The sequence below is a fragment of the Vibrio sp. 1159 genome (assembly GCF_033340395.1).
GTDB classification, from domain to species: Bacteria; Pseudomonadota; Gammaproteobacteria; order Enterobacterales; family Vibrionaceae; genus Vibrio; species Vibrio alginolyticus.
Genome location: NZ_JAWOWL010000003.1, coordinates 12,451 through 33,964, shown reverse-complemented (window position 1 = coordinate 33,964; position 21,514 = coordinate 12,451). Strand labels below are relative to the sequence as shown.

Genomic DNA, 21,514 nt, shown 5'->3' with positions numbered 1-21,514 from the left:
GCGCGTACACGCTGGCTTTATGACCACCCACCACAAATAAGGGGTCAAAGTCCTAAAGTTAGGACTTTTCAAACAATGCCATCGATTCTAGATGACTGGTATGAGGGAACATGTCCAGCATACCTAATTTAGTTAATTTATAGCCTTGCTCTATCAAGCTTTGACTATCCCTAGCAAGGGTAGCAGGATTACAAGAAACATAAACTACACGCTGTGCGCCAAGCTCAGAAACTTGATCGATGATCCCACTCGCTCCCGCGCGTGCCGGGTCTAATAATACTTTATCAAACCGCTCTGCGGCCCACGCTTGGCCTTCAAAATCTTGCTCAAGGTTAGCGTGATAAAATTGCGCGTTATTGATTTGGTTCAAAGATGCATTGTTTGTGGCTTTTTCTACCATCTCTGCAACACCCTCTACTCCAACCACGTACTTAGCTAATTTCGCAACTGGTAAACTAAAGTTGCCTAAACCACAGAACAAATCTAACACTCGGTCACTCTTTTGTGGGTCTAACCACTCAACCGCTTGTTTGACCATTTGTTGGTTTACACCTTGGTTTACTTGAATAAAGTTATTTGGTGCAAAAGGGATTTTTACTCCAACTTCTTGATAAAAAGGCATATCGCCTTCGATAAGGTCTAATTGTTCTGTCGATGGCATTAAGTACAACGATGCGCCATGACGTTTTGCCAACTCCGTTAGAGATTGAGTTTCACTCGTTGTCAGAGCGCTCAAGTGGCGCAGCGTAATACACGGCCCATTATCACCAAGTACCAGCTCTACATGACCCAATTGTTCCGGCTTTTTGAACGCTTTTAGGGCTGAGTAAATCTCTGGCAGCAAAACATTCAGTTCCGGTGCCAGCACTGGGCAATCGGTCACTTGCGCAATTTGCTTACTCTGCTTTTTACGGAAACCAAAATGTAGCTGACGTGTTTTTTTATCAACAAACAAGCTCACTCTCGCACGGCGACGGTAGGCCTGCGAATATCCCAATAACGGGGCATCTAGTTCAATGTCACTGCCTGAAAATTTTCGCATTAGCTGACGCAACGTTTGCTGTTTGTACGTCAATTGTTGGTCATAATCTAGATGCTGCAAATCACAGCCACCGCACTCATGATAATGTGGGCAAAATGGCTCCACACGAGCTTCACTCGGCTTAAGGATTTTAATCAACTTACCGCGAGCGTATTTGCTCTTTTCTTCCACCAATTGAGTGACCACCTCCTCACCCGGCAGTGCTCCATCGATAAACAATGGCTTCTTTTTGAGGTAAGCAATGCCTGCGCCGTGGTGATCTAAACGCTCTAATTGCACTGCTTGGTGCCGAGTATTGAGTTGGGTTTTCTTTTTCGGTTGAAAGATGCGTGCCATGCTCTATGCCTGATTTATGTGTAATTGCTCTTCGGCTTCACTATTCTTGATTGCAGCCGTTGTGTGATTCGAGTGACTTGATTATGCTTACCGTTTATTCGGTGACGTCACTTCTTTGCTCAAGGCTTTATCGTGCGCTTGAGAAATAATGCGTTATTTTCCCATATCCAGACTCCGATGTAATTAGATAACATGACCAGATATGGCTTACGAGCACGTGTAATTACACTAACTCTCGCTCCCACTCTCATTATTGGTTTATTACTGAGCGGCTTTTTCTCATTTAACCGCTACCAAGACCTTGAGAAACAAGTTATCACCACTGGTAACAGCATTATTGAGCCGCTGGCGATTGCCAGTGAAACTCATCTACTATCAGAAAGCCGAGAGGCGGTACGTCGCTTGATAAGCTACGCGCACCGCAAAAACTCCAAACTGGTTCGTAGTATCGCGGTATTTGATGAACATCATGAGCTCTTTGTGACCTCTAACTTTCATCCTAATTTTGAAGCCTTGATGTTTCCCAAAGATAAACCGATCCCGCAACTGGGTAATTCGGAAATCTACGAAAACTCACTGATATTGCGTGTCCCCATTTTGTCAGAAGGTCACTACTTAGCGGAGTTGTCGAACGAAAGCCAAGGCACAAAAGCGATTGGTTACATCGCCGTCGAGTTAGATCTCTCCTCCTTGAGGCTGCAACAGTATCAAGAAGTCTTCTCTGCTTTTTTAGTTCTGGTTCTCGGTCTTGGCTTAGCAAGTGTGTTTGCTTCACGTCTAATGCACGATGTGACCCAACCTATCACCCACATGAAGAATGTCGTTGACCGCATTCGCCGCGGTCATCTTGATGTGCGTATCGAAGGCAAAATGCACGGTGAGTTAGACCAGCTAAAAAATGGCATCAACGCCATGGCGGTATCGTTATCAGAATATCACGTGGAGATGCAGCACAGTATAGACCAAGCCACGTCCGACTTACGTGAAACGCTTGAGCAGCTAGAAATTCAGAACGTTGAGCTGGATATCGCGAAGAAACGCGCGCAAGAAGCGGCCAGGGTTAAGTCAGAGTTCTTGGCGAACATGTCGCACGAGCTGCGTACTCCGCTCAATGGGGTGATTGGCTTTACTCGTCAAATGCTTAAAACGCAGCTTTCTAACAGCCAAACGGATTACCTACAGACGATTGAGAAATCGGCGAACAACTTGCTGAATATCATCAATGACATTCTCGACTTCTCGAAACTTGAAGCGGGTAAGCTGGCGCTGGAAAACATTCCTTTTGATTTCCGAGAAAGTTTAGAAGAGGTAATTAACCTACAAGCCACAAGTGCACATGAGAAAGGGTTAGAAATTACCCTAAAAGTGGACCCTAAAATTCCACCAGGTTTAGTTGGGGATCCACTACGTATCCAGCAAATTTTGACGAACTTAGTCGGTAACTCAATCAAATTTACCGAGCGAGGCAACATTGATGTTAGCGTAGAAATGCGCTCTCAATCAGGAGACTCCGTCGAACTGCAATTCATGGTGCGTGATACAGGTATTGGTATCTCTGAGCGTCAGCAAGCGCAGTTGTTCCAAGCCTTTAGCCAAGCAGATGCAAGTATTTCACGTCGTTACGGCGGTACTGGTCTTGGTCTGGTTATCACTCAGAAACTGGTGAGCCAGATGGGCGGCGAAATCAGTTTAACCAGCCGTCTACACCAAGGTTCAACCTTCTGGTTTACGGTGCGCTTGCACTCAACCGAGATGCCAATGAGCGAACTGATTGAAGTGGAACTTCTGACTGGGAAGCAGTTACTGCTGATTGAACCAAACATGCAAGCCGCATCCGTAACCCAACAGATTCTAAGTCAGGAGGGTATTTTAGTAACCTACCGCTCTTCGCTACCAAACAACGAAGAACAATATGATTATGTACTGTTGAATTTAGCGGCCAACCAGACTCACGATGCGGAAGTTATTACACCTTGGATAGAACAAGCAAAACGCATGGCTCCGAGTGTTCTCCTAGGGACACCGAGTACCGAATTGGCGCTTGCGGACCAAATAATGACAGAGCATCATGTCCAGTGCCTGACCAAGCCATTGTCTCGCCGTAAATTGCTACAAAGCCTGATTAGCGAACATGTAGAATCGCCACCTGTATTAAGCGCTCCAATTACGCCAAGCGAAGGGGACCGTTTACCTCTCACTGTACTAGCAGTGGATGACAACCCTGCAAACTTGAAGCTGATCTCTGCACTGCTCCGCGAACGAGTAGAAACCGTCACCGCCTGTAGCAATGGCCAGCAAGCGGTGAACCTGGCGACAGAGAAAAAGTACGATTTAATCTTCATGGATATCCAAATGCCACAAATGGATGGTGTGACCGCTTGTAAGCACATTAAAGAGTTGGAGCTAAATAAAGACACGCCAGTGATTGCGGTAACGGCGCATGCCATGGCAGGGGAACGAGACCGCTTGCTCTCAGCAGGAATGGATGACTACTTGACCAAACCTATTGAAGAGCATGTGCTGCAACAGGTTTTGGTTCACTGGAACCCAAATGCTTGTACAGAGAGCATTGGCAAAGTCGCCCCTTCATACGTTGATGAACCTGAAGGAAGCGCACCACAATCCGTTTCTTCGCCTCAGCAGGATGTGATTATTGATTGGCAAGCAGCCTTGAAACAGAGCGCGAATAAAGAGGATCTCGCCAAAGATATGCTGCGCATGTTGATTGAGTTCATCCCTGAAGTAGAAGCAGTCGTTGACCAAGCTCTGGAGCAAGAAGATATCTCTCGTGACGACCTAATTCATGTCATCCATAAGCTGCACGGCAGTAGTTCATATTGTGGCGTTCCAAGGCTGAAATCACTCTGTGCGACGCTTGAGCAAGCACTGCGCTCAGGGGTCAGTCTTGAGGAGGTTGAGCCTGAAATGTTCGAGCTGCAAGATGAAATGATTAAAGTAACAACAACCGCAAAGTTATACCTTGAACAGTGATCTATTGAAGAGAAACAAAAGCCAGAGCAAATGCTCTGGCTTTTTAGTATTTTGTTTAAGACTTACAAGCTAGGATTCAAAAATGACCGTCGCCACAGCGTAATGACGCTCATCGGAAATGGACAGGTGAATGTGGTTAACACCCATCGCATCCGCTATTTGCTTGGCTGTGCCCGTCAATGCGAGTACTGGTTTTCCAAGCTCATCGTTCGAGATGGAAAAGTCGTGAAACGTGACCCCTTTTGCGATCCCTGTCCCCAATGCTTTTGAGGCAGCTTCTTTAACAGCAAAGCGCTTAGCAAGATAACGACCTTGCAGCTTAAGCTGTGAGAATTTGGCCATTTCTTCTTCTGAAAGAATCCGCTGAGCAAAAGGTTCACCACTACGAGCTAACGCTTTTTCAATACGCTCAATTTCTGCAATGTCGGTCCCTAACCCTATAATCGCCATCTAGATAGCCCTATGACTGGCGAGCCTCAATCATCAGTGCTTTCATGTCAGCAACCGCTTTATTTAAACCATCAAATACTGCGCGACCAATGATTGAGTGACCAATGTTGAGTTCGTAAATTTCTGGTAATGCAGCAATTGGTGCGACATTGTGATAAGTCAGGCCATGCCCGGCATTAACAATAATACCTAGATCATGTGCATAACTCGCACCAGCGGCAATCTTCTTCAGTTCAGCTTGTTGTTCGTCTTCTGTCGTCGCATCTGCATAATGGCCAGTATGTAGCTCAATAAACGGAGCACCACACTTTTTCGCAGCTTCAATCTGTTGACGGTCAGCATCAATAAAGAGCGAAACTTTAATGCCGGCATCTGTCAGCTTTTTCGTCGCAGCTTTAATTTTTTCAAGCTGTCCTACTACATCTAAGCCACCTTCCGTCGTCAGTTCTTCACGCTTTTCAGGCACTAGACACACAAACTCTGGTTTAGTTTGCAGCGCAATCTCAACCATTTCGTCCGTCACTGCCATCTCTAGATTCATACGCGTTTGAATGGTTTCACGCAGAATACGTACATCACGATCCAAAATATGGCGACGGTCTTCACGTAAGTGGATAGTGATACCGTCCGCGCCTGCACGCTCAGCAATTTCAGCAGCGTGAACAGGATCTGGGTATTTTGTACCACGTGCATTACGTAGAGTGGCAATATGGTCGATATTGACGCCTAAATAAATTGAGCTCATTTTCCGTTACTCCGTGCTCTGGGGGTCTGAATGAAAAATTCACGACTTTTTAAAGGTTTGCCGCCAAGATACGGCTTTAAGGCTATACGTGTAAAGCGTTTTGCCGCTTTTAGCTGCTCTTTAGTGACGAACCGCCGCTCACTGATAGCAATCAGTTCATTCCCTAAAAACGTGAGGTTATCGCGCCTAACCGAAGCAATAAACCCTTTCTGTTCCCGGTAACGATAGGTCATTTCTGGGTCGACGGGCTCGCCGGTACCTGCACAATGCAAAAAATCCACGCCATACCCCATCGCAGACAGCAAGGCTAACTCAAAACGACGCAGTGCAGGCTCAGGGTTCTCGTTGTGCGCCAACTCGGTTAACGCATGCAAATAATCATGAAATAGTGCTGGCATCGGCACTTCAGCCATCAAAATACGGCCAATCAGTTCATTGACGTACATGGCTGAGTAGAGATTAATGCCCGTTAACGGCAAGCCTAGACTTATCGGCTCGGCTTGACGCAAAGTTTTCATTGAGCCTTTCCCCGACCATTTAAGTAATAGCGGGGTAAAAGGTTGCAATGCGCCTTTTAAGTTCGAACGCTTACTGCGCGCGCCTTTGGCCATTAAAGTCATTCGGCCATATTCCTCACTAAATACATCAAGGATTAAGCTCGATTCACTGTAAGGGCGTCGGTGCAATACAAAACAGCGCTGTAAACCTTCGGAAGACAGATTACTCATCTAAGTCATTGTGCCTAAAAAGTGTGAAATAAAAAATAAGGAGCCGAGCGGCTCCTTATTTTAATCGATACTGATTTTTCATCGATGTTGGAGCGAAGCACCTTCGCAGCCAAGATTATAAATCGTCTATATAACCCAACGATCGCAACGCTCGTTCGTCGTCTGCCCAGCCAGATTTCACTTTTACCCAGGTTTCTAGGTAAACCTTACGACCGAACAATTCTTCCATATCTAAACGCGCTTCGCGACCAATGGTCTTAATCTTCTCGCCGCCTTTGCCAATCACCATTTTCTTCTGGCCATTACGCTCAACAAGAATCAAGGCATTGATGTGGAAACCGTCGGTTTCTGGGTTGTAATCAAAACGTTCAATCTCAACCGTTACTGAGTATGGCAGCTCTTCACCAGTAAAGCGCATCAGCTTTTCACGCACAATCTCAGACGCCATAAAACGCTGAGAACGGTCAGTCACGTATTCTTCTGGGAAGTGATGCGTTGCTTTAGGTAAGTGATTACGCACGTGCTTACGCAGTACGTCAATGTTCTTACCTTGCTTGGCAGAGATTGGCACAACGTCCACGAAGTCCATCTTCTTCGACATCTCAGCCATGTGTAGCATCACCTCGTTACGATCTTGTACGTTGTCGACTTTATTGACACAAAGCACAACTGGGAAGTTCGATTTTTGAAGCTTAGTTAGCACCATCTCATCGTCTTTGGTCCAATGCGTACCATCGACTAAGAAGAACACTAGGTTTACATCACTTAGAGATGAGTTAGCCGCACGGTTCATCAGGCGGTTAATCGCACGCTTTTCTTCAATGTGAAGTCCTGGCGTGTCGACGTAAATCGCTTGGTAATCGCCATCCGTGTCCACACCCATAATGCGGTGGCGTGTTGTTTGCGGCTTACGTGAGGTGATCGAAATCTTCTGACCCAAGATTTTGTTCAGAAGTGTCGACTTACCTACGTTTGGGCGACCAACAATCGCAATAAAGCCACAGTGTTGGTTTTCTGGCGAGCTTGGCTCACCCTGTGATGCGAAAAACGCATCGATATCGAATTCGTTATCAGCCATTTGTTAATTGCTCAAGTGCTGTTTCAGCAGCCGCTTGTTCTGCCTTGCGGCGGCTGGTGCCTTTACCGATTACAGGCTTATCCACACCTGCTACTTCGCACTCAACCGTGAACTCTTGGTTGTGCGCTTCACCTTTAATATTAGTCACTGTGTAGACAGGCAGCGGTTTTCTTCTGCCTTGTAGGAACTCTTGTAGGCGAGTTTTCGGATCTTTTTGTGAAACGCCTGGTTTAATGGCTTCAAGGCGTGACTGATACCAACTCAGTACAATGCCTCGCACAACTTCAAGATCACTGTCTAGGTAAATTGCGCCAATAATGGCTTCAACCGCATCGGCTAAAATAGAGTCTCGGCGAAAACCGCCACTCTTCAATTCACCTGGACCTAATTTTAAATAATCTCCTAGATCGAATTCACGACCCAGTTCCGCCAATGTATGTCCGCGAACCAAAGTAGCACGCATGCGGCTCATGTCACCTTCGTTCACTTTTGGGAAACGATGGTACAGATCATCAGCGATGACAAAACTTAAAATTGAATCGCCCAGAAACTCAAGACGTTCATTGTGCTTACTGTTGGCGCTGCGGTGCGTCAGCGCCAAATTGATAAGCCCGGCATCTTGAAACTGGTAGCCGAGCTTTCTCTCTAGTTTATCAATTGGAGAATTCATACTCTCTCGATATTTGAATGGTTAGTGAATGCCACCGATGCGGTTAAAACGCACACCAGTTGGAATCCATGAAGGTAGAACACTATCTGCGCCACGATCAAACTCGAAGCTGATCCAGATCGCGACAGCTTTACCGACTAAGTTTGCTTCTGGAACAAAGCCCCAGTAACGGCTGTCAGCACTGTTGTCACGGTTATCACCCATCACAAAATACTGACCTTGTGGTACAACCCACTCTGTCGTGCCGCTGCGTGGGAAATATTGCTCCACGCGGTTACGCACAAGAGGGTTAACCAAAATATTGTGCTCAACGTTACCCAATTTTTCATCCAGTTGGATCATTGGAATACCGTTCGAGCTAAACTGACTTTCTTCAACATTGCTCAGTTTAACTGGCTTACACGCCGATTCGCCTTGGCTTTGCACGCAAAGCTGCTTATCACTTGAATAACGCACGATATCACCAGGTAAACCAACTACACGCTTAATGTAGTCCACACTTGGTTGTGGTGGGTATTTGAATACCACGATATCACCACGCTCAGGCTTACCAGTTTCCACTAGCTGAGTACGCCATACTGGGTCTTTTAGACCGTACGCGTACTTCTCAACTAAAATGAAATCGCCAACCAGCAAGGTAGGCATCATTGAGCCTGATGGGATTTGAAATGGTTCGTAGATAAAAGAACGTAATACTAAAACGAACGCGATCACAGGGAAAATAGAGACGCTATTTTCAACCCACCAAGGCTGACGCTCAACTTTTTGCAAGGTCACTGCATCCAAACCATTAGACGTCTGAGCTTGAATCTCAGCCAGTTTTTCCTGACGCTTTTTCGCGAAAACCAGCTTTTCCAATAGCCAAACCACGCCAGTTACCAAAGTCGCAATAACCAACATCAGTGAGAATGTATTCGCCATTAAATTCCCTTATCTAAAAATACGAAAGTGAAAGAGCCGAAACCCTTTCACTTATTTTAATATCTAACGTCTTAAGACCGACAAGTGTGAGACAAAGTTCAACTTTAGTCTTTACCTACGTGAAGGATGGCTAGGAACGCTTCTTGAGGCAGCTCAACGTTACCGATCTGCTTCATGCGTTTCTTACCTTCTTTCTGTTTCTTCAGAAGTTTCTTCTTACGACTTACGTCACCGCCGTAACATTTCGCAATAACGTTCTTACGCAACTGTTTTACCGTTGAACGAGCGATAATGTGGTTACCAATTGCCGCTTGGATTGCGATATCAAACATTTGGCGAGGGATGAATTCTTTCATCTTCTCTACCAACTGACGACCGCGAGTCTGAGACTGATCTTTGTGTGTGATCATCGCCAATGCATCAACAGTGTCACCGTTAAGAAGAACGTCTACACGTACCATGTTCGAAGCTTCAAAACGCTGGAAGTTGTAATCCAAAGATGCGTAACCGCGTGATGTTGATTTCAGACGATCGAAGAAATCCAGTACCACTTCAGCCATTGGAATATCGTAAGTCACAGCGACTTGGTTACCGTGGTAAACCATATCAACTTGACTGCCTCGCTTTTCAACACACAGGGTGATTACGTTACCGAGGTACTCTGAAGGCACAAGGATATTACAACGCGCAATCGGTTCACGAATTTCTTCAATATCATTGATCGCTGGTAGTTTTGCTGGGCTATCAACATACAGCAGATCGCCATCCGTCTTCTCAACTTCGTAAACTACCGTTGGTGCTGTGGTAATAAGATCCAAGTCGTATTCACGCTCTAGACGCTCTTGGATGATTTCCATGTGCAACATGCCAAGGAAACCACAACGGAAACCAAAGCCAAGTGCCGCAGAGTTTTCTGGCTCGTAGAATAGCGATGCGTCGTTAAGGCTTAGTTTGCCTAGTGCGTCACGGAAGTTCTCGTAATCGTCAGAAGATACAGGGAACAGACCTGCGTAAACCTGAGGTTTAACTTTCTTAAAGCCAGGTAGCGGTTTATCACAACCATTCTTCGCTAGAGTCAGCGTATCACCAACAGGGGCACCAAGAATGTCTTTGATACCACAAACAACCCAACCTACCTCACCAGTACGAAGGGTATCGGTATCCACTTGTTTTGGCGTAAAGATACCAAGGCGGTCTACACCCCAAACTTGGCCCGTACTCATCACTTTGATCTTATCGTTCTTCTTCAGTTCGCCGTTTTTAATACGCACTAGAGAAACAACGCCAAGGTAGTTATCAAACCATGAGTCAATGATCAGCGCTTGTAGTGGCGCATCTGGATCACCTTCCGGTGCTGGAATCGCTGACACAATGTTCTCTAGAACGTCATCAACACCGATGCCTGTCTTCGCAGAACAGCGGGTTGCTTCCATTGCATCGATACCAACGATTTCTTCAATTTCTTCCGCTACACGCTCAGGATCGGCTGCAGGTAGGTCAATCTTGTTTAAGATTGGCACAACCTCTAGATCCATTTCGATCGCGGTGTAACAGTTAGCCAGTGTTTGAGCCTCAACACCTTGACCCGCATCCACAACCAATAGCGCACCTTCACAAGCCGCTAGAGAACGTGATACTTCATATGCAAAGTCAACGTGCCCCGGAGTATCGATGAAGTTCAGCTGATACGTCTCACCGTCTTTAGCGGTGTAGTTTAGCGTCACACTCTGAGATTTGATGGTGATGCCACGCTCACGTTCAAGATCCATAGAATCCAGAACCTGTGCGGCCATTTCACGATCGGTTAACCCGCCACAAACTTGGATTAGACGGTCTGATAGGGTCGACTTACCATGGTCGATGTGGGCGATAATCGAAAAGTTACGAATGTGCTTCATAGATTTAGGGTGACTAACTCTTTACAAATAGGGACAGTAAGAAACGCCATCTACTGACGGCATTTCAATCAAGTTGGCAGATTCTACCGAATTTCGTTAACGGGCGCACGTAATTTAAAGTACATACCCAAATAACCTTTAGTGGAGGGGACAGCACTTACTGGATTGGCTCTCCAAGTACCCGAACGAGGGTAACTTGGCGCTTAGATTCATCTTCTAACGGACGAGAAACACGTTTTGCGATCCACATTCCACCAGCGGCAAACAATACCGATGCCAATATGATGATGCCTTCCCCGCCGGCTGTCAGCGGCGCTAATAGGAAGTGACCAAACATCGCACCGATAATCAAACCAAACAATGGCAGTAAATAAACCGCCATTGCTGATTTTATTAGGCTCGACTCAGGAAAACCAATCTCGACGACTTGACCTATTTTCACCGATTTATCCGTGCGCAGGTGCCAAGATAAACTCTTGTTACCAATGGCTTTAGTAACAACGCCCGTTCCACAGCTTTTCTGTGAAGAGCAACTACTGCAACTGGTCTGCTGTTCGCAACTTAAATCAATTTCGTATTGCTTGCCGCGACGATGCACGTCTGTCACGGTAGCCAACGCGGTCATCATTGTTATTTACTCTTTGTTACATTAAATGTGACAGATTGGGCGATACGCTGTGCTGTGGTCGGTGGAATGTCTCCTACAACAGAGATTTCATGTTGACCACTCACAAAACTGTGTAGCGTTCTTCTGCCTTGGCGAACCAACTGCCCTTTTAACGAATGCTCATCCTTGTTTGCTACGTAAACAGAGAAGCTAAACAGACCATCAGAATACAGCTGGCTCTCCACCATTTGGTTAGTAACGGCCATACGATAGCGGTTGAGCTCGTTCGGCTCGAAACCCTCAGGGATCCAACCAACCTGCCAATTACTGGTCCCAATATCGCCTTTTGGCATGGTGAGAACAGCAGGTAATTGAACATCTTGCAGGCCACTCATTAACTCTGCGATTTTTGGGTTTACCGTGTAAGAAATAGTGCGATATTGTTCAAGCATCTCACCATCGCGGTCCACAAGGTCGGCACGTAACGGCAATTTACTCTTCTCATCGATCCATAGTACGTATGAATAGCGCAGACCGTCTTTAGGAACAATACGCAGCACTTGTGTTGCCACACCAGCTTCACGAGCTCTACCCACTTTTACGTAGTCGTAATACAAGTTTAGCTCATCGATATTGGTGTTGAGCATAGGCATAGTCGGAGCGACCATTTTACCTGACTCGATGGTGAATGGTTCTAAACCCGTTTCGATATAACTTACTTCAGTTCCGCGACGAATCACTTCACGCACAGGGCCACTTAAGTAGACAAGATGAGCATATTGATCGTCACCATGCGTGGCATGACGATACAGCAACGGCTCAATGCTGTTCTTTTTGATAAGGATATAAGAGAGTTCGTAACTTAAATTCTTACTCGCCTCGCTCATTTGATGCAATAAAGCCTCCGCTGGCTTATCACCAGCAAAGGCTTGAGAAGACATCATACTGAACAGAGCGCAAGCGCTGATCAGAAATTTTTTCATTCAATATCCGGATTCAGATTTGCATCTTGTTGAGATGCATCACTGTTAATTCGTAACTGCAATTCGTAGTCTCGCAGCATAGCATGAACACGCTTGCGCTGCTCTTGCATATTTGCCTCGCCTACAGAACGTTCTACAGACTCACGAGTCAAACTCACTGGTTCTGCGCTGCCAGCAAACGGAACCGTCTGCAATACAGGTAATTGATCTGTTTGCGGCGACATTGAATCGCTACCACCGTACTGCTGTACACCTAAAATAACAACAAGCGATACACATGCAGCAACAGCAACTTGACCAAACTGCGTCAACCAACCTGGCAACTGACGTTTTGCTTTTTGCGGTTCTGGTTGCGACTCTTTTGGCGTATCCGCAATTGAGATAACATTTGCACTGTGCGAATCAAACGCACGGTGTGCAGGTTCATCTTCTAACGCTAACGCCACGCTTTCAGCAATATTCCACTCAGGTTTTGCTGGCGCTTCGCCTCGCATCACATCACCAATCAGGTGATAGTTCTGCCAAGCATCACGGCTCTCTTGGTCTTGCTCTAACTCTTGAATTAAAGCCTTATCGACCAATTCTCCATCCATGAGAGCTGAAAGTTTTTCTTTGTCAGCCATTATTTTCACCATAGTTATTACTTGTACTAGCGTTGCAAAAGAGGTCTGATTTTCTTTTCCACCGCCTCACGAGCACGGAAGATACGCGATCGTACCGTTCCTACCGGGCAATCCATCACTTCTGCAATTTCTTCATAACTCAAGCCATCGAGCTCTCGTAATGTCATTGCGGTTTTTAAATCTTCAGGTAAAGCTTCGATTGCACTGAACACCACCCGTTGCAATTCTTTGGACAACGTTAAGTTCTCAGGGTTCGATATTTCTTTAAGTGCACTACCTGTTTCGTAAAATTCAGCATCTTCAGCATCGACATCTGTCGCTGGAGGTCTACGCCCTTGAGCAACAATGTGATTTTTCGCAGTATTCACTGCAATGCGATACAGCCACGTATAAAACGCACTTTCCCCACGAAAGCTAGGGATAGCTCGGTAAGCTTTAATAAACGCTTCTTGTGCTACATCTGGTACATCGCCAGGATTACTAACGTATCTGGAAATAAGATTACATACCTTATTCTGGTACTTTGTTACCAACAGGTTGAATGCTTGCTTATCGCCATTCTGAACTCGCTCAATCAATACTTGATCGGTCAGCTGCTCGTTCATTCGAGCGGATACTCCTATTTGTTATGCCCCTACTCTTCTCAGATATGGGTACTAATTATGCAAAACGTAGTATTGACACCACTGCTTACTTGAGCACTATTGTGACCCTAACGTGAATGAGAAAGTTCCATGGTTTCTCAAGTTTTTTGTCATTGTTTTTTCACAGTGTGATGTCTGTACCCAAATGACCACCGCTGCCTGACTTTAGTCTAAGTTTGACAAGCGAGCATCTTGGAGGGAAATGGGTATAATGAATGATCTCTGTCCCAGATTGTGCTGGGTCGAGCATGGAAAAGCAATGGCATTGACAAACTATTACTTTTCATTTGCATGGCTAATGGCTATCTGAACACCGCGTTACAAATTATAACTTAGGAAGCATGCTCATGCTCTGCATGAAAAAGAAGAGTGGCTCAGTCACCGCCGTAACACGGACGTCGATAGGTCTCCCAACTTAGCCCTTAGCGACAGATGTCGCGATAATGGAATGCACATGGTGTGCAAATAATACACAAGGTAACTTTGTTACCTTAGCTTGGGATTATAAAAGTTATATGAACACAAATCGTGAACATGAGTGTGATGTATTAGTGGTAGGGAGTGGCGCGGCAGGTTTGTCGTTGGCTTTGCGCGTTGCTAACCACTGTAAGGTGATGGTGCTGAGTAAAGGACCACGCAGCGAAGGGGCGACCTACTATGCTCAAGGCGGTATCGCTGCCGTATTTGATGAGTCAGACACCATTGATTCACACGTTGAAGACACGCAAATCGCCGGGGATGGTATTTGCGATGAGGAGACCGTAAGGTTCATTGCTGAGCATTCAAAAGAGTGTGTACAGTGGTTGATTGACGGTGGTGTCCCATTTGATCGTGAAGAAGATGACTCTGACGATGAACCTCGCTACCACTTAACTCGTGAAGGTGGTCATAGCCGTCGTCGTATTCTTCACGCGGCAGATGCGACAGGTATGGCGATGCAAACCTCCCTGCAAGATAACGCTCATAATCATCCAAACATTCATGTTCTCGAACGTCATAATGCTCTGGACTTAATCACCGAAGACAAAATTGGCGGTGATAAAAACAAAGTTATCGGTGCTTATATTTGGAACCGCAACGAAGAGCATGTCGAAACCGTGCGAGCCAAATTTGTGGTTCTCGCTACAGGTGGTGCTTCAAAGGTTTATCAATACACCTCTAACCCAGATGTGTCGTCTGGTGATGGTATTGCGATTGCTTGGCGTGCAGGGTGTCGTGTGGCTAATATGGAATTTAACCAGTTCCATCCGACGTGTTTATATCACCCAGAAGCACGTAACTTCTTGCTAACTGAAGCGTTACGTGGCGAAGGTGCTTACCTGCGTCGTCCAGATGGTTCTCGCTTTATGCCAGATTTCGATGAACGTAAAGAGCTTGCTCCGCGTGACGTCGTGGCTCGTGCTATCGACTTCGAAATGAAGCGTTTAGGTGCCGACTGTATGTATCTCGACATCAGCCATAAGCCTGCTGACTTTATTACGAAACACTTCCCAACCATTTATTCACGTTTGATGGACTTGGGCATTGACATGACTAAAGAGCCAATCCCAATCGTACCTGCTGCACACTACACTTGTGGCGGTGTCATGGTGGATAGAAATGGCTGCACCGATCTGAAAAATTTGTATGCGATTGGTGAAGTTAGCTACACCGGGCTGCATGGTGCTAACCGCATGGCATCAAACTCACTTCTCGAATGCGTGGTTTATGCTTGGTCTGCGGCAAAAGATATTCTAAAACATCACACTAACGTTGAGCTACCTTCACAGGTGCCATGTTGGGATGAAAGCAAAGTAACCAATAGTGATGAAGAAGTGATCATTCAGCACAACTGGCACGAGCTTCGTCTGTTTATGTGGGACTACATGGGCATTGTGCGAACTGACAAGCGTTTAGAGCGCGCCTTACGCCGTATCCAACTATTGCAACAAGAAACACACGAGTACTACAGCAATTTCCGCGTGTCGAACAACTTATTAGAACTGCGTAACCTTTTACAAGTAGCAGAGTTGATGGTTCGTTGTGCGATGCAGCGTAAAGAGAGTCGAGGTTTGCACTACACGCTTGACTATCCGAACCAACTGGAAAACAGCGGCCCAACGATTTTGGTTCCAGCTAAACAGCTTTAACTTTACCAAGTAAACTATTACATCAGCAGGGAGCATTAGCTCCCTGTTTCATTTCCCATTGGCGTAATACCAAAGATAGTTGACGATACTGCTCATCGTCACAGCTATCACGCCAAATCGTAACACTACGGCCAGATTGCAATTGGAATGTTATCTTGAATGGTGATGCCGATGTATCGACTCGCTGTAAATGACCCTTTTCGGACTCAATATCTTCCGAGTATTCGCCATACTCAAGGGCATCAAACCTAACCGAGCCATCGCAGTGCACATACCAATGCCCATGACTTGTAGGTTGAACAAGGCCTTGGCTTGAGAGAGCCTTAACAATCAGTAATAACAAATAAGTCGATAATACGAGCGGAATGCTAGAGAAGATAACAGCCCAAGTCATCAATAAGAAAAGTACAACATTGAGGACTCGGGCAGTCAGAGAGGGAGAAGCAGTAAAATTAACGAACTTTGCTGAGGTTATGGGCGACAATTTTATCAACCATTGCTGCATGACCTAAATTTTCGCTACGGCCATGCCCCATTACCCAAGTAAACAGATCAGGATCATCGCATTCAAGTAAAGAAACAAAGTCACGCTGCTCTTGTTCACTCAGAGTATCAAAGCACTCTTCAAAAAACGGCATAATTACTACGTCAAGCTCAAGCATGCCTCGACGACAAGCCCATTTAATACGCGCTTTTTCTTCCGGAGTGTACATTCACTATTCCTTCATAGATGTCTTGTTGTTAGTGCGGAGTGTAACAAGGGATGTGCTACGTCACTAGTGTGCGGGTCACAATACGATAGTGAAAGCAGACAAATGTTGATTCGTAAATCGCTCCCCTAGTATCTCAAGGTTATTTGGGTATAACATAGCGGAAAAATATCTTCAAAAGGCATTGTAATTATGGAATGGCAAACTCGTTTTTCAGCATTACCTCTCTCAACTCAAGACGCACTTCCAGAGTTATCTATCTCACTGCTGGATAACTTCGGCATGATCACCATGATCGGTGACGATAAAAAATCATACTTACAAGGTCAGGTTACCTGCGATGTTGTTTCTTTAGAACAAGACCAATCAACACTGGGCGCACATTGTGATGCGAAAGGCAAAGTGTGGAGCGTGTTCCGCCTTTTCCATCATCATGATGGCTACGGCATGATCCAACCAAAATCGGCGATTGACGTAGAACTTAGTGAAATAAAGAAATACGCCATTTTCTCTAAAGTAACGATTGAAGCTTCTGATGACGTTATCTTAGGTGTCGCTGGCGTCAAAGCCGATGAATTCATTTCAACAATGAGCAAGACAACTGGCAGCGTTCGCCCAGTTGACGGTGGCACAGCAGTGCAAGTTGCACAAGATCGCTGGTTACTGATATTAAGTGCGCCAGAAGCACAGCAAATCGTTGAAACTACCGACGCTGTCTTTACGACAAATGAGCTTTGGAATCGTTTCGATATTAAGGCAGGTTTACCATTTGTCTCTGCATCCGCGCAGAATGCTCACATTCCACAAGCACTTAACGTGCAAGCTTTAGGAGGCATAAGCTTCACAAAGGGCTGCTACACGGGACAAGAAACGGTAGCACGAGCGAAGTATCGCGGTACCAATAAACGTGCGATGTATATCGTAAAAGGTGCAACTTCTGCTCCATTCAGTGACGAACCAATTGAGCTCGAACGCAGCGTAGGTGAAAACTGGCGTTCAGTAGGTGCTTTATTAAATCACTACCAGTTCAGTGACAATCACGCGATTGGCCTGATCGTACTGCCTAATAATCTCGATGAAGACACTCGTCTTCGTTTAGTTGCGCAACCAGAATGTGAATGGACAATCGAATCACTGCCTTACAGTCTTGATGATGAGTAATACAATCAATACTCCTTTGATGCAATTTCTCACAGACCAACACATTCCGTTTCGTCTGTTACCGCATCAAAGACCAGCAACCACCATTGAGGATGCCGCGCACCAACGCGGCATTCGCCCTTCTCAAATGGTGAAAGCAATCTTGCTACGAGACATGGGTAATCAATATGCACTCGCCTGTGCACCAGGTGATCGTAGCGTTGATCCCAAAAAAGTGCGCTCGTTACTGAAATGTCGCCGGATGACTTGTGTTGATCAAGCCGATGTTGAGTCCATCACTGGTTACAAAGTTGGTACTGTCACTCCTCTGTTACTCAAACGTCATATGCCAATCGTGTTCGACCCCAGCTTACTAGAAGAACAGGAAGTCACGATCAGCAGTGGCGATCGAATGGCTGGGCTGGCGCTTTCTATTCAAGATCTTATCCAATTGTGCCAGCCGACCGTAGCTGAGATCTGTCGTTAATCGTCTAAAAACAATGTAATGACACGTAGTGTTTCTATCACTGCGTGATCTCGCTCATATCTACAAAAATAGACATGAGAATTTTTAATCACATATAAAACATAAATAGTCACAAAGATAAAACTCGTATATGCTGAATTTGTTGGTTAAGTTTCAAACAAGCACTTAACCAATATAAAGTGAGTCAGCTAGCTGAGTGACAGCATTCATGCAGTTAGTTATCCACTTTTGTGTAATGCATCTGTGACTATTCGCCCGCTGAAGCGGGCTTTTTTTTACGTGGAACTTTTTCTCTTTCATTTCCTCTAATCGTTAGAACGCAAAGTGTGTTGCGCGAGGCACGACCTTAATAGAAACAACTAGCAAACAACCGTTTTCGTTCTATTCTTAATTCTGTAACAAAACTATTGCTTAATGCGTCACGTAAAAAGGAGTGTATTGGCGTAAGGGTTCCTTTAGAGAGGTTATTTTTGGGGTAATCCTCACGCTATTTAAGAGATGACACTGTCAAATTGTCTAAGACAACACAATTCTCTGACGCAACACCCTACATCTGTATTTAATACTATTGCTGTCACAATAATTTTCGCGTCCAGAACGTAGAATACCTAGGCTAGGTTAGATAAAAGGAAAGTAAATATGAGACTGTTTAAGCGCTATACACCAAGTATGATTGCTAAACATATAAGTCGTCTTTTTAAAGGAAGAATTTATATTTACGGGGTCGGTAGATTCGAGTTTGATAACGGTAAGTTAATACTGCCGGAGAAAGCAGAGCAACGCCATTTCCGAGCGGTCAAAGAGATCAATCAAGAAATAATGAAACTCCGATGCGCATATGCTTAGCAAGATGTTGATAAAACAAAGGCTGGATTAACCAGCCTTTTGTGTATTTGAAGTTCGCTTTGCACTTACTGACGCGCTAGATCCGGCAAGTGTCCCTTTAAACCAAGCGCGCGCTTCATGATCTCATCTTTCGCTCCCGGCAGTTGCCCCGCTAAACTTAAGCCAATGCCACGAACGAGCTTCTTAGCTGGGTTCTCGCCAGAGAACAAATCTCGAAACCCTTGCATAGTAGCGATCATCTTTGCCGCTTCCGCTTTTCGCCAACGCTCGTAGCTTCTTAGGTTGCGTTTACTGCCGATATCTTGACCCTGCTTCCAAAGTGCTAATACTTCTTGAGCAAGACTGGCCGCATCTAATAAACCTAAATTCACACCCTGCCCCGCTAATGGGTGAATGGTATGGGCCGCATCACCAACCAGCGCGACTCGCTCGACAACAAAATCTCGCGCATAGCGCATTTTCAAAGGAAACGCAGCACGCTCTCCCACTACTTCACATAGACCAAGTCGAGCATCAAACTCACTCGTCAACGCTTTATTGAAATCATGTTCACTCATCGCCACTAACTGCTCTGCTCGATTTGGCTCCGTGGACCAAACAATAGAGCACATATCTGGTTGAGACATTGGCAAAAATGCCAACGGTCCGTGAGGAGTAAATATCTGGCGCGCAATGCTGTTGTGTGGCATAGCAGTTTTGACATTCGCGACCAAAGCATGATGACCATAGTCCCAATGCGTTAATGGAATATCCATTTGATGGCGAAGCCACGAATTCGCCCCATCGGCTCCGACCACTAATTTAGCGGTCATGGCTTGGCCATTATCGAGCGTCAGCCAGCTTTCTTGCTCACCGACCGCGAGAGTCGCGCAACGTGCAGGCATAAACATAGTGACGTTATCGAGCTTTTGGACTTGTTCAAGCAGCGCAAGTTGAATCACACGATTCTCAACAATATGCCCTAAATCAGGTTGTGCCATACTTTGTGCATTAAATTCAATGCTGGCAAAGCTATCTTGTTCCCATACTTCCATGCCATGGTAAGGTGAAGCTCGGCGCTGTTCTATGCCCTGCCAAGCACCAAGTTTACGCAAAATCGTCTCACTAGAGCGGCTCAGCGCAGACACACGAACATCGGGTAATTCTTTCAACGAATCATCTGGCACTTTACCTTCAATAACGGCGACACGCAGATCACTGTCTTTGAACGCGGCAGCAAGTGCCAACCCAACCATCCCTCCGCCGATGATGGCGATATCTACACTTTGCATCATTGCTTTTTATTACCTAATTCAGTGCGGCCGTTCATCGTTTTACCAAGCCAAGTGTATGGCGTAGTAGCGGCTGCTTAAAAATAGAAAGGTTATCCATCGCTGCTAAGGCAGTATTTCGGCCAATTCGCATCGCGGGTAAATCATTTGAAAAAACATGCACTAAGGCACTGGTTAGCCAAATAGTTTCGCTTCGATCTGCTTCTCTACGTTGACTAAAGCGCATCAGGCCTTGATAAAGACCCACATCCTCACTTTGCTGCACAATTTCTTCTGCTAGTGAGACTACATCGCGAATACCGAGATTAAAGCCTTGTCCAGCTATCGGGTGCAGCGTTTGCGCCGCATTTCCAACAATCGCAAAGCGATGTGAAATATTTTGCTTTCGATGGCGAAGAAGCAATGGGTAACTTGCACGGCGCCCCACTTTTTTCATCGCGCCTAAACGCCAACCAAAATCGTTCTGTAAACGCTGGAGAAATGCTTGATCAGATAACTCAAGAACGGCTTGGGCTTCTTCAGGGTGCAAACACCAAACTAAGGACATTCGATTGTCACTCATTGGCAATAAAGCAACAGGGCCATTCTCAGTAAAACGTTCAAAGGCTCTACCTTGATGAGATTCTTGAGTCACAATATTGGCAATGACAGCCACTTGTTCAAAATCTTGCTCAGAAAGTTCTAGACCAATTTTCTGACAACAGGTCGAAACAGCACCATCTGCAGCCACCAACAGTTTTGCTTCAAGTTGCTCACCACTTTTCAACGTCACATGGGTACAGTTTTGCTCGCGCTCGATATCGGTAACGGAGTCAGGACAAAACAGCGTAATGGATGCGCTGCTGTCTAATAATTCTTGATATACACGCCCAACATCGGCTAATTCTACAACATACCCTAGAGCTCCCACCCCAACCTCTTGCTTGGTAATCTCCGTCATCCCAGCATGAGAACGGTCAGAAACGTGGATATGTTCAATGGGTGTGACAAACGGTTCTACTGACGTCCAGAGCTGTAGTTGACGCAACAGATTGACAGTACCGTAAGACAATGCGATTGAGCGAGAGTCAAAACCAGGGTGCATATCTGATTGTGCTTTAAAAGGCTCAACGACGGCAATGCGGAGCTTTCCCTGAGACAAATGGTCAATCGCCAATGCTAACGTTGCACCAGCCATGGCACCACCAGCAATGACTACATCATATTGCTTCATAC

Annotated in this window: 21 protein-coding genes; 5 read left to right on the top strand and 16 right to left on the bottom strand. The window is 45.7% G+C overall.

The window, feature by feature from the left end; translation table 11 throughout:
* Positions 1–58: 58 nt before the first annotated feature.
* On the bottom strand, positions 59–1,378 hold the full coding sequence (gene rlmD, locus R7127_RS03505) for a 23S rRNA (uracil(1939)-C(5))-methyltransferase RlmD (RefSeq protein WP_318142724.1): 1,320 nt from the start codon (positions 1,376–1,378) through the stop codon (positions 59–61).
* A gap of 192 nt (positions 1,379–1,570) precedes the next feature.
* Here rlmD and barA point away from each other — a divergent pair, with 192 nt between their 5' ends.
* The gene (barA, locus tag R7127_RS03500) at positions 1,571–4,369 is read left to right on the top strand and encodes a two-component sensor histidine kinase BarA (protein WP_213886902.1); all 2,799 of its coding nucleotides are present in this window, start codon (positions 1,571–1,573) and stop codon (positions 4,367–4,369) included.
* A gap of 69 nt (positions 4,370–4,438) precedes the next feature.
* Here barA and acpS read toward each other — a convergent pair whose 3' ends face one another.
* From acpS to rpoE, 11 genes are all read right to left on the bottom strand, one after another.
* Positions 4,439–4,819, bottom strand: a complete 381-nt coding sequence (gene acpS, locus R7127_RS03495) for a holo-ACP synthase (protein WP_005380927.1) — start codon at positions 4,817–4,819, stop codon at positions 4,439–4,441.
* A gap of 10 nt (positions 4,820–4,829) precedes the next feature.
* On the bottom strand, positions 4,830–5,564 hold the full coding sequence (gene pdxJ, locus R7127_RS03490; RefSeq protein WP_005384579.1) for a pyridoxine 5'-phosphate synthase: 735 nt from the start codon (positions 5,562–5,564) through the stop codon (positions 4,830–4,832).
* A complete protein-coding gene (gene recO, locus R7127_RS03485; RefSeq protein ID WP_005384578.1) occupies positions 5,561–6,292 on the bottom strand; it encodes a DNA repair protein RecO in 732 nt (243 codons plus the stop codon). Before recO ends, pdxJ begins: the two co-directional genes overlap by 4 nt.
* A 115-nt stretch (positions 6,293–6,407) precedes the next feature.
* On the bottom strand, positions 6,408–7,370 hold the full coding sequence (gene era / locus R7127_RS03480; RefSeq protein WP_006743309.1) for a GTPase Era: 963 nt from the start codon (positions 7,368–7,370) through the stop codon (positions 6,408–6,410).
* On the bottom strand, positions 7,363–8,040 hold the full coding sequence (gene rnc / locus R7127_RS03475) for a ribonuclease III (RefSeq protein WP_005380932.1): 678 nt from the start codon (positions 8,038–8,040) through the stop codon (positions 7,363–7,365). The genes era and rnc overlap by 8 nt, the downstream gene beginning before the upstream one ends.
* A 21-nt stretch (positions 8,041–8,061) precedes the next feature.
* A complete protein-coding gene (gene lepB, locus R7127_RS03470; protein WP_005380933.1) occupies positions 8,062–8,961 on the bottom strand; it encodes a signal peptidase I in 900 nt (299 codons plus the stop codon).
* 104 nt (positions 8,962–9,065) lie between these two features.
* Positions 9,066–10,859 carry a translation elongation factor 4 gene (lepA, locus tag R7127_RS03465; protein ID WP_005380934.1) on the bottom strand — a complete coding sequence of 598 codons (1,794 nt, stop codon included), beginning with the start codon at positions 10,857–10,859 and terminating at the stop codon, positions 9,066–9,068.
* Positions 10,860–11,016: 157 nt separating this feature from the next.
* A complete protein-coding gene (locus R7127_RS03460; RefSeq protein WP_005384575.1) occupies positions 11,017–11,487 on the bottom strand; it encodes a SoxR reducing system RseC family protein in 471 nt (156 codons plus the stop codon).
* Positions 11,488–11,489: 2 nt separating this feature from the next.
* Entirely contained in the window at positions 11,490–12,449 is a 960-nt protein-coding gene (gene rseB, locus R7127_RS03455; RefSeq protein WP_005380941.1) for a sigma-E factor regulatory protein RseB, read from the bottom strand.
* On the bottom strand, positions 12,446–13,072 hold the full coding sequence (locus R7127_RS03450) for a sigma-E factor negative regulatory protein (RefSeq protein ID WP_005380944.1): 627 nt from the start codon (positions 13,070–13,072) through the stop codon (positions 12,446–12,448). The genes rseB and R7127_RS03450 overlap by 4 nt, the downstream gene beginning before the upstream one ends.
* Positions 13,073–13,098: 26 nt before the next feature.
* Positions 13,099–13,677: an RNA polymerase sigma factor RpoE gene (gene rpoE / locus R7127_RS03445; protein WP_005380946.1), complete on the bottom strand. Its 579-nt coding sequence runs from the start codon at positions 13,675–13,677 to the stop codon at positions 13,099–13,101.
* Positions 13,678–14,231: 554 nt separating this feature from the next.
* Between rpoE and nadB the strand changes: the two genes are divergently transcribed.
* The gene (gene nadB, locus R7127_RS03440; RefSeq protein WP_005380947.1) at positions 14,232–15,845 is read left to right on the top strand and encodes an L-aspartate oxidase; all 1,614 of its coding nucleotides are present in this window, start codon (positions 14,232–14,234) and stop codon (positions 15,843–15,845) included.
* A 22-nt stretch (positions 15,846–15,867) separates the two neighbouring features.
* Here the strand turns inward: nadB and R7127_RS03435 are convergent, their stop codons facing one another.
* Together R7127_RS03435 and R7127_RS03430 are read right to left on the bottom strand one after the other, a co-directional pair.
* The gene (locus tag R7127_RS03435; protein ID WP_230623489.1) at positions 15,868–16,329 is read right to left on the bottom strand and encodes a protein YgfX; all 462 of its coding nucleotides are present in this window, start codon (positions 16,327–16,329) and stop codon (positions 15,868–15,870) included.
* Positions 16,298–16,558, bottom strand: coding sequence for a succinate dehydrogenase assembly factor 2 (locus R7127_RS03430; RefSeq protein ID WP_005380951.1), 261 nt, complete (start codon positions 16,556–16,558; stop codon positions 16,298–16,300). Before R7127_RS03430 ends, R7127_RS03435 begins: the two co-directional genes overlap by 32 nt.
* A gap of 189 nt (positions 16,559–16,747) precedes the next feature.
* On the opposite strand from R7127_RS03430, the gene ygfZ reads away from it, so the two are divergent.
* From ygfZ to R7127_RS03415, 3 genes are all read left to right on the top strand, one after another.
* Entirely contained in the window at positions 16,748–17,716 is a 969-nt protein-coding gene (gene ygfZ / locus R7127_RS03425; protein WP_262584472.1) for a tRNA-modifying protein YgfZ, read from the top strand.
* Positions 17,709–18,182 carry an aminoacyl-tRNA deacylase gene (locus R7127_RS03420; RefSeq protein ID WP_053306796.1) on the top strand — a complete coding sequence of 158 codons (474 nt, stop codon included), beginning with the start codon at positions 17,709–17,711 and terminating at the stop codon, positions 18,180–18,182. Before ygfZ ends, R7127_RS03420 begins: the two co-directional genes overlap by 8 nt.
* 639 nt (positions 18,183–18,821) lie before the next feature.
* Positions 18,822–19,028, top strand: coding sequence for a DUF1107 domain-containing protein (locus R7127_RS03415; protein ID WP_005380970.1), 207 nt, complete (start codon positions 18,822–18,824; stop codon positions 19,026–19,028).
* A gap of 65 nt (positions 19,029–19,093) precedes the next feature.
* On the opposite strand, the gene R7127_RS03410 is transcribed toward R7127_RS03415, so the two are convergent.
* Entirely contained in the window at positions 19,094–20,302 is a 1,209-nt protein-coding gene (locus R7127_RS03410; protein ID WP_033907445.1) for an FAD-dependent 2-octaprenylphenol hydroxylase, read from the bottom strand.
* A gap of 31 nt (positions 20,303–20,333) precedes the next feature.
* Complete coding sequence (ubiH, locus tag R7127_RS03405) at positions 20,334–21,512, bottom strand: 2-octaprenyl-6-methoxyphenyl hydroxylase (RefSeq protein WP_262584471.1); 1,179 nt, start codon at positions 21,510–21,512, stop codon at positions 20,334–20,336.
* Positions 21,513–21,514: the final 2 nt, after the last annotated feature.

Bases quoted from the DNA above. Each gene is read 5' to 3' on its own strand.
- rlmD (WP_318142724.1), bottom strand. From the start codon at position 1,378: ATGGCACGCATCTTTCAACCGAAAAAGAAAACCCAACTCAATACTCGG.
- barA (WP_213886902.1), top strand. From the start codon at position 1,571: ATGACCAGATATGGCTTACGAGCACGTGTAATTACACTAACTCTCGCT.
- acpS (WP_005380927.1), bottom strand. From the start codon at position 4,819: ATGGCGATTATAGGGTTAGGGACCGACATTGCAGAAATTGAGCGTATT.
- pdxJ (WP_005384579.1), bottom strand. From the start codon at position 5,564: ATGAGCTCAATTTATTTAGGCGTCAATATCGACCATATTGCCACTCTA.
- recO (WP_005384578.1), bottom strand. From the start codon at position 6,292: ATGAGTAATCTGTCTTCCGAAGGTTTACAGCGCTGTTTTGTATTGCAC.
- era (WP_006743309.1), bottom strand. From the start codon at position 7,370: ATGGCTGATAACGAATTCGATATCGATGCGTTTTTCGCATCACAGGGT.
- rnc (WP_005380932.1), bottom strand. From the start codon at position 8,040: ATGAATTCTCCAATTGATAAACTAGAGAGAAAGCTCGGCTACCAGTTT.
- lepB (WP_005380933.1), bottom strand. From the start codon at position 8,961: ATGGCGAATACATTCTCACTGATGTTGGTTATTGCGACTTTGGTAACT.
- lepA (WP_005380934.1), bottom strand. From the start codon at position 10,859: ATGAAGCACATTCGTAACTTTTCGATTATCGCCCACATCGACCATGGT.
- R7127_RS03460 (WP_005384575.1), bottom strand. From the start codon at position 11,487: ATGATGACCGCGTTGGCTACCGTGACAGACGTGCATCGTCGCGGCAAG.
- rseB (WP_005380941.1), bottom strand. From the start codon at position 12,449: ATGAAAAAATTTCTGATCAGCGCTTGCGCTCTGTTCAGTATGATGTCT.
- R7127_RS03450 (WP_005380944.1), bottom strand. From the start codon at position 13,072: ATGGCTGACAAAGAAAAACTTTCAGCTCTCATGGATGGAGAATTGGTC.
- rpoE (WP_005380946.1), bottom strand. From the start codon at position 13,677: ATGAACGAGCAGCTGACCGATCAAGTATTGATTGAGCGAGTTCAGAAT.
- nadB (WP_005380947.1), top strand. From the start codon at position 14,232: ATGAACACAAATCGTGAACATGAGTGTGATGTATTAGTGGTAGGGAGT.
- R7127_RS03430 (WP_005380951.1), bottom strand. From the start codon at position 16,558: ATGTACACTCCGGAAGAAAAAGCGCGTATTAAATGGGCTTGTCGTCGA.
- ygfZ (WP_262584472.1), top strand. From the start codon at position 16,748: ATGGAATGGCAAACTCGTTTTTCAGCATTACCTCTCTCAACTCAAGAC.
- R7127_RS03420 (WP_053306796.1), top strand. From the start codon at position 17,709: ATGAGTAATACAATCAATACTCCTTTGATGCAATTTCTCACAGACCAA.
- R7127_RS03415 (WP_005380970.1), top strand. From the start codon at position 18,822: ATGAGACTGTTTAAGCGCTATACACCAAGTATGATTGCTAAACATATA.
- R7127_RS03410 (WP_033907445.1), bottom strand. From the start codon at position 20,302: ATGATGCAAAGTGTAGATATCGCCATCATCGGCGGAGGGATGGTTGGG.
- ubiH (WP_262584471.1), bottom strand. From the start codon at position 21,512: ATGAAGCAATATGATGTAGTCATTGCTGGTGGTGCCATGGCTGGTGCA.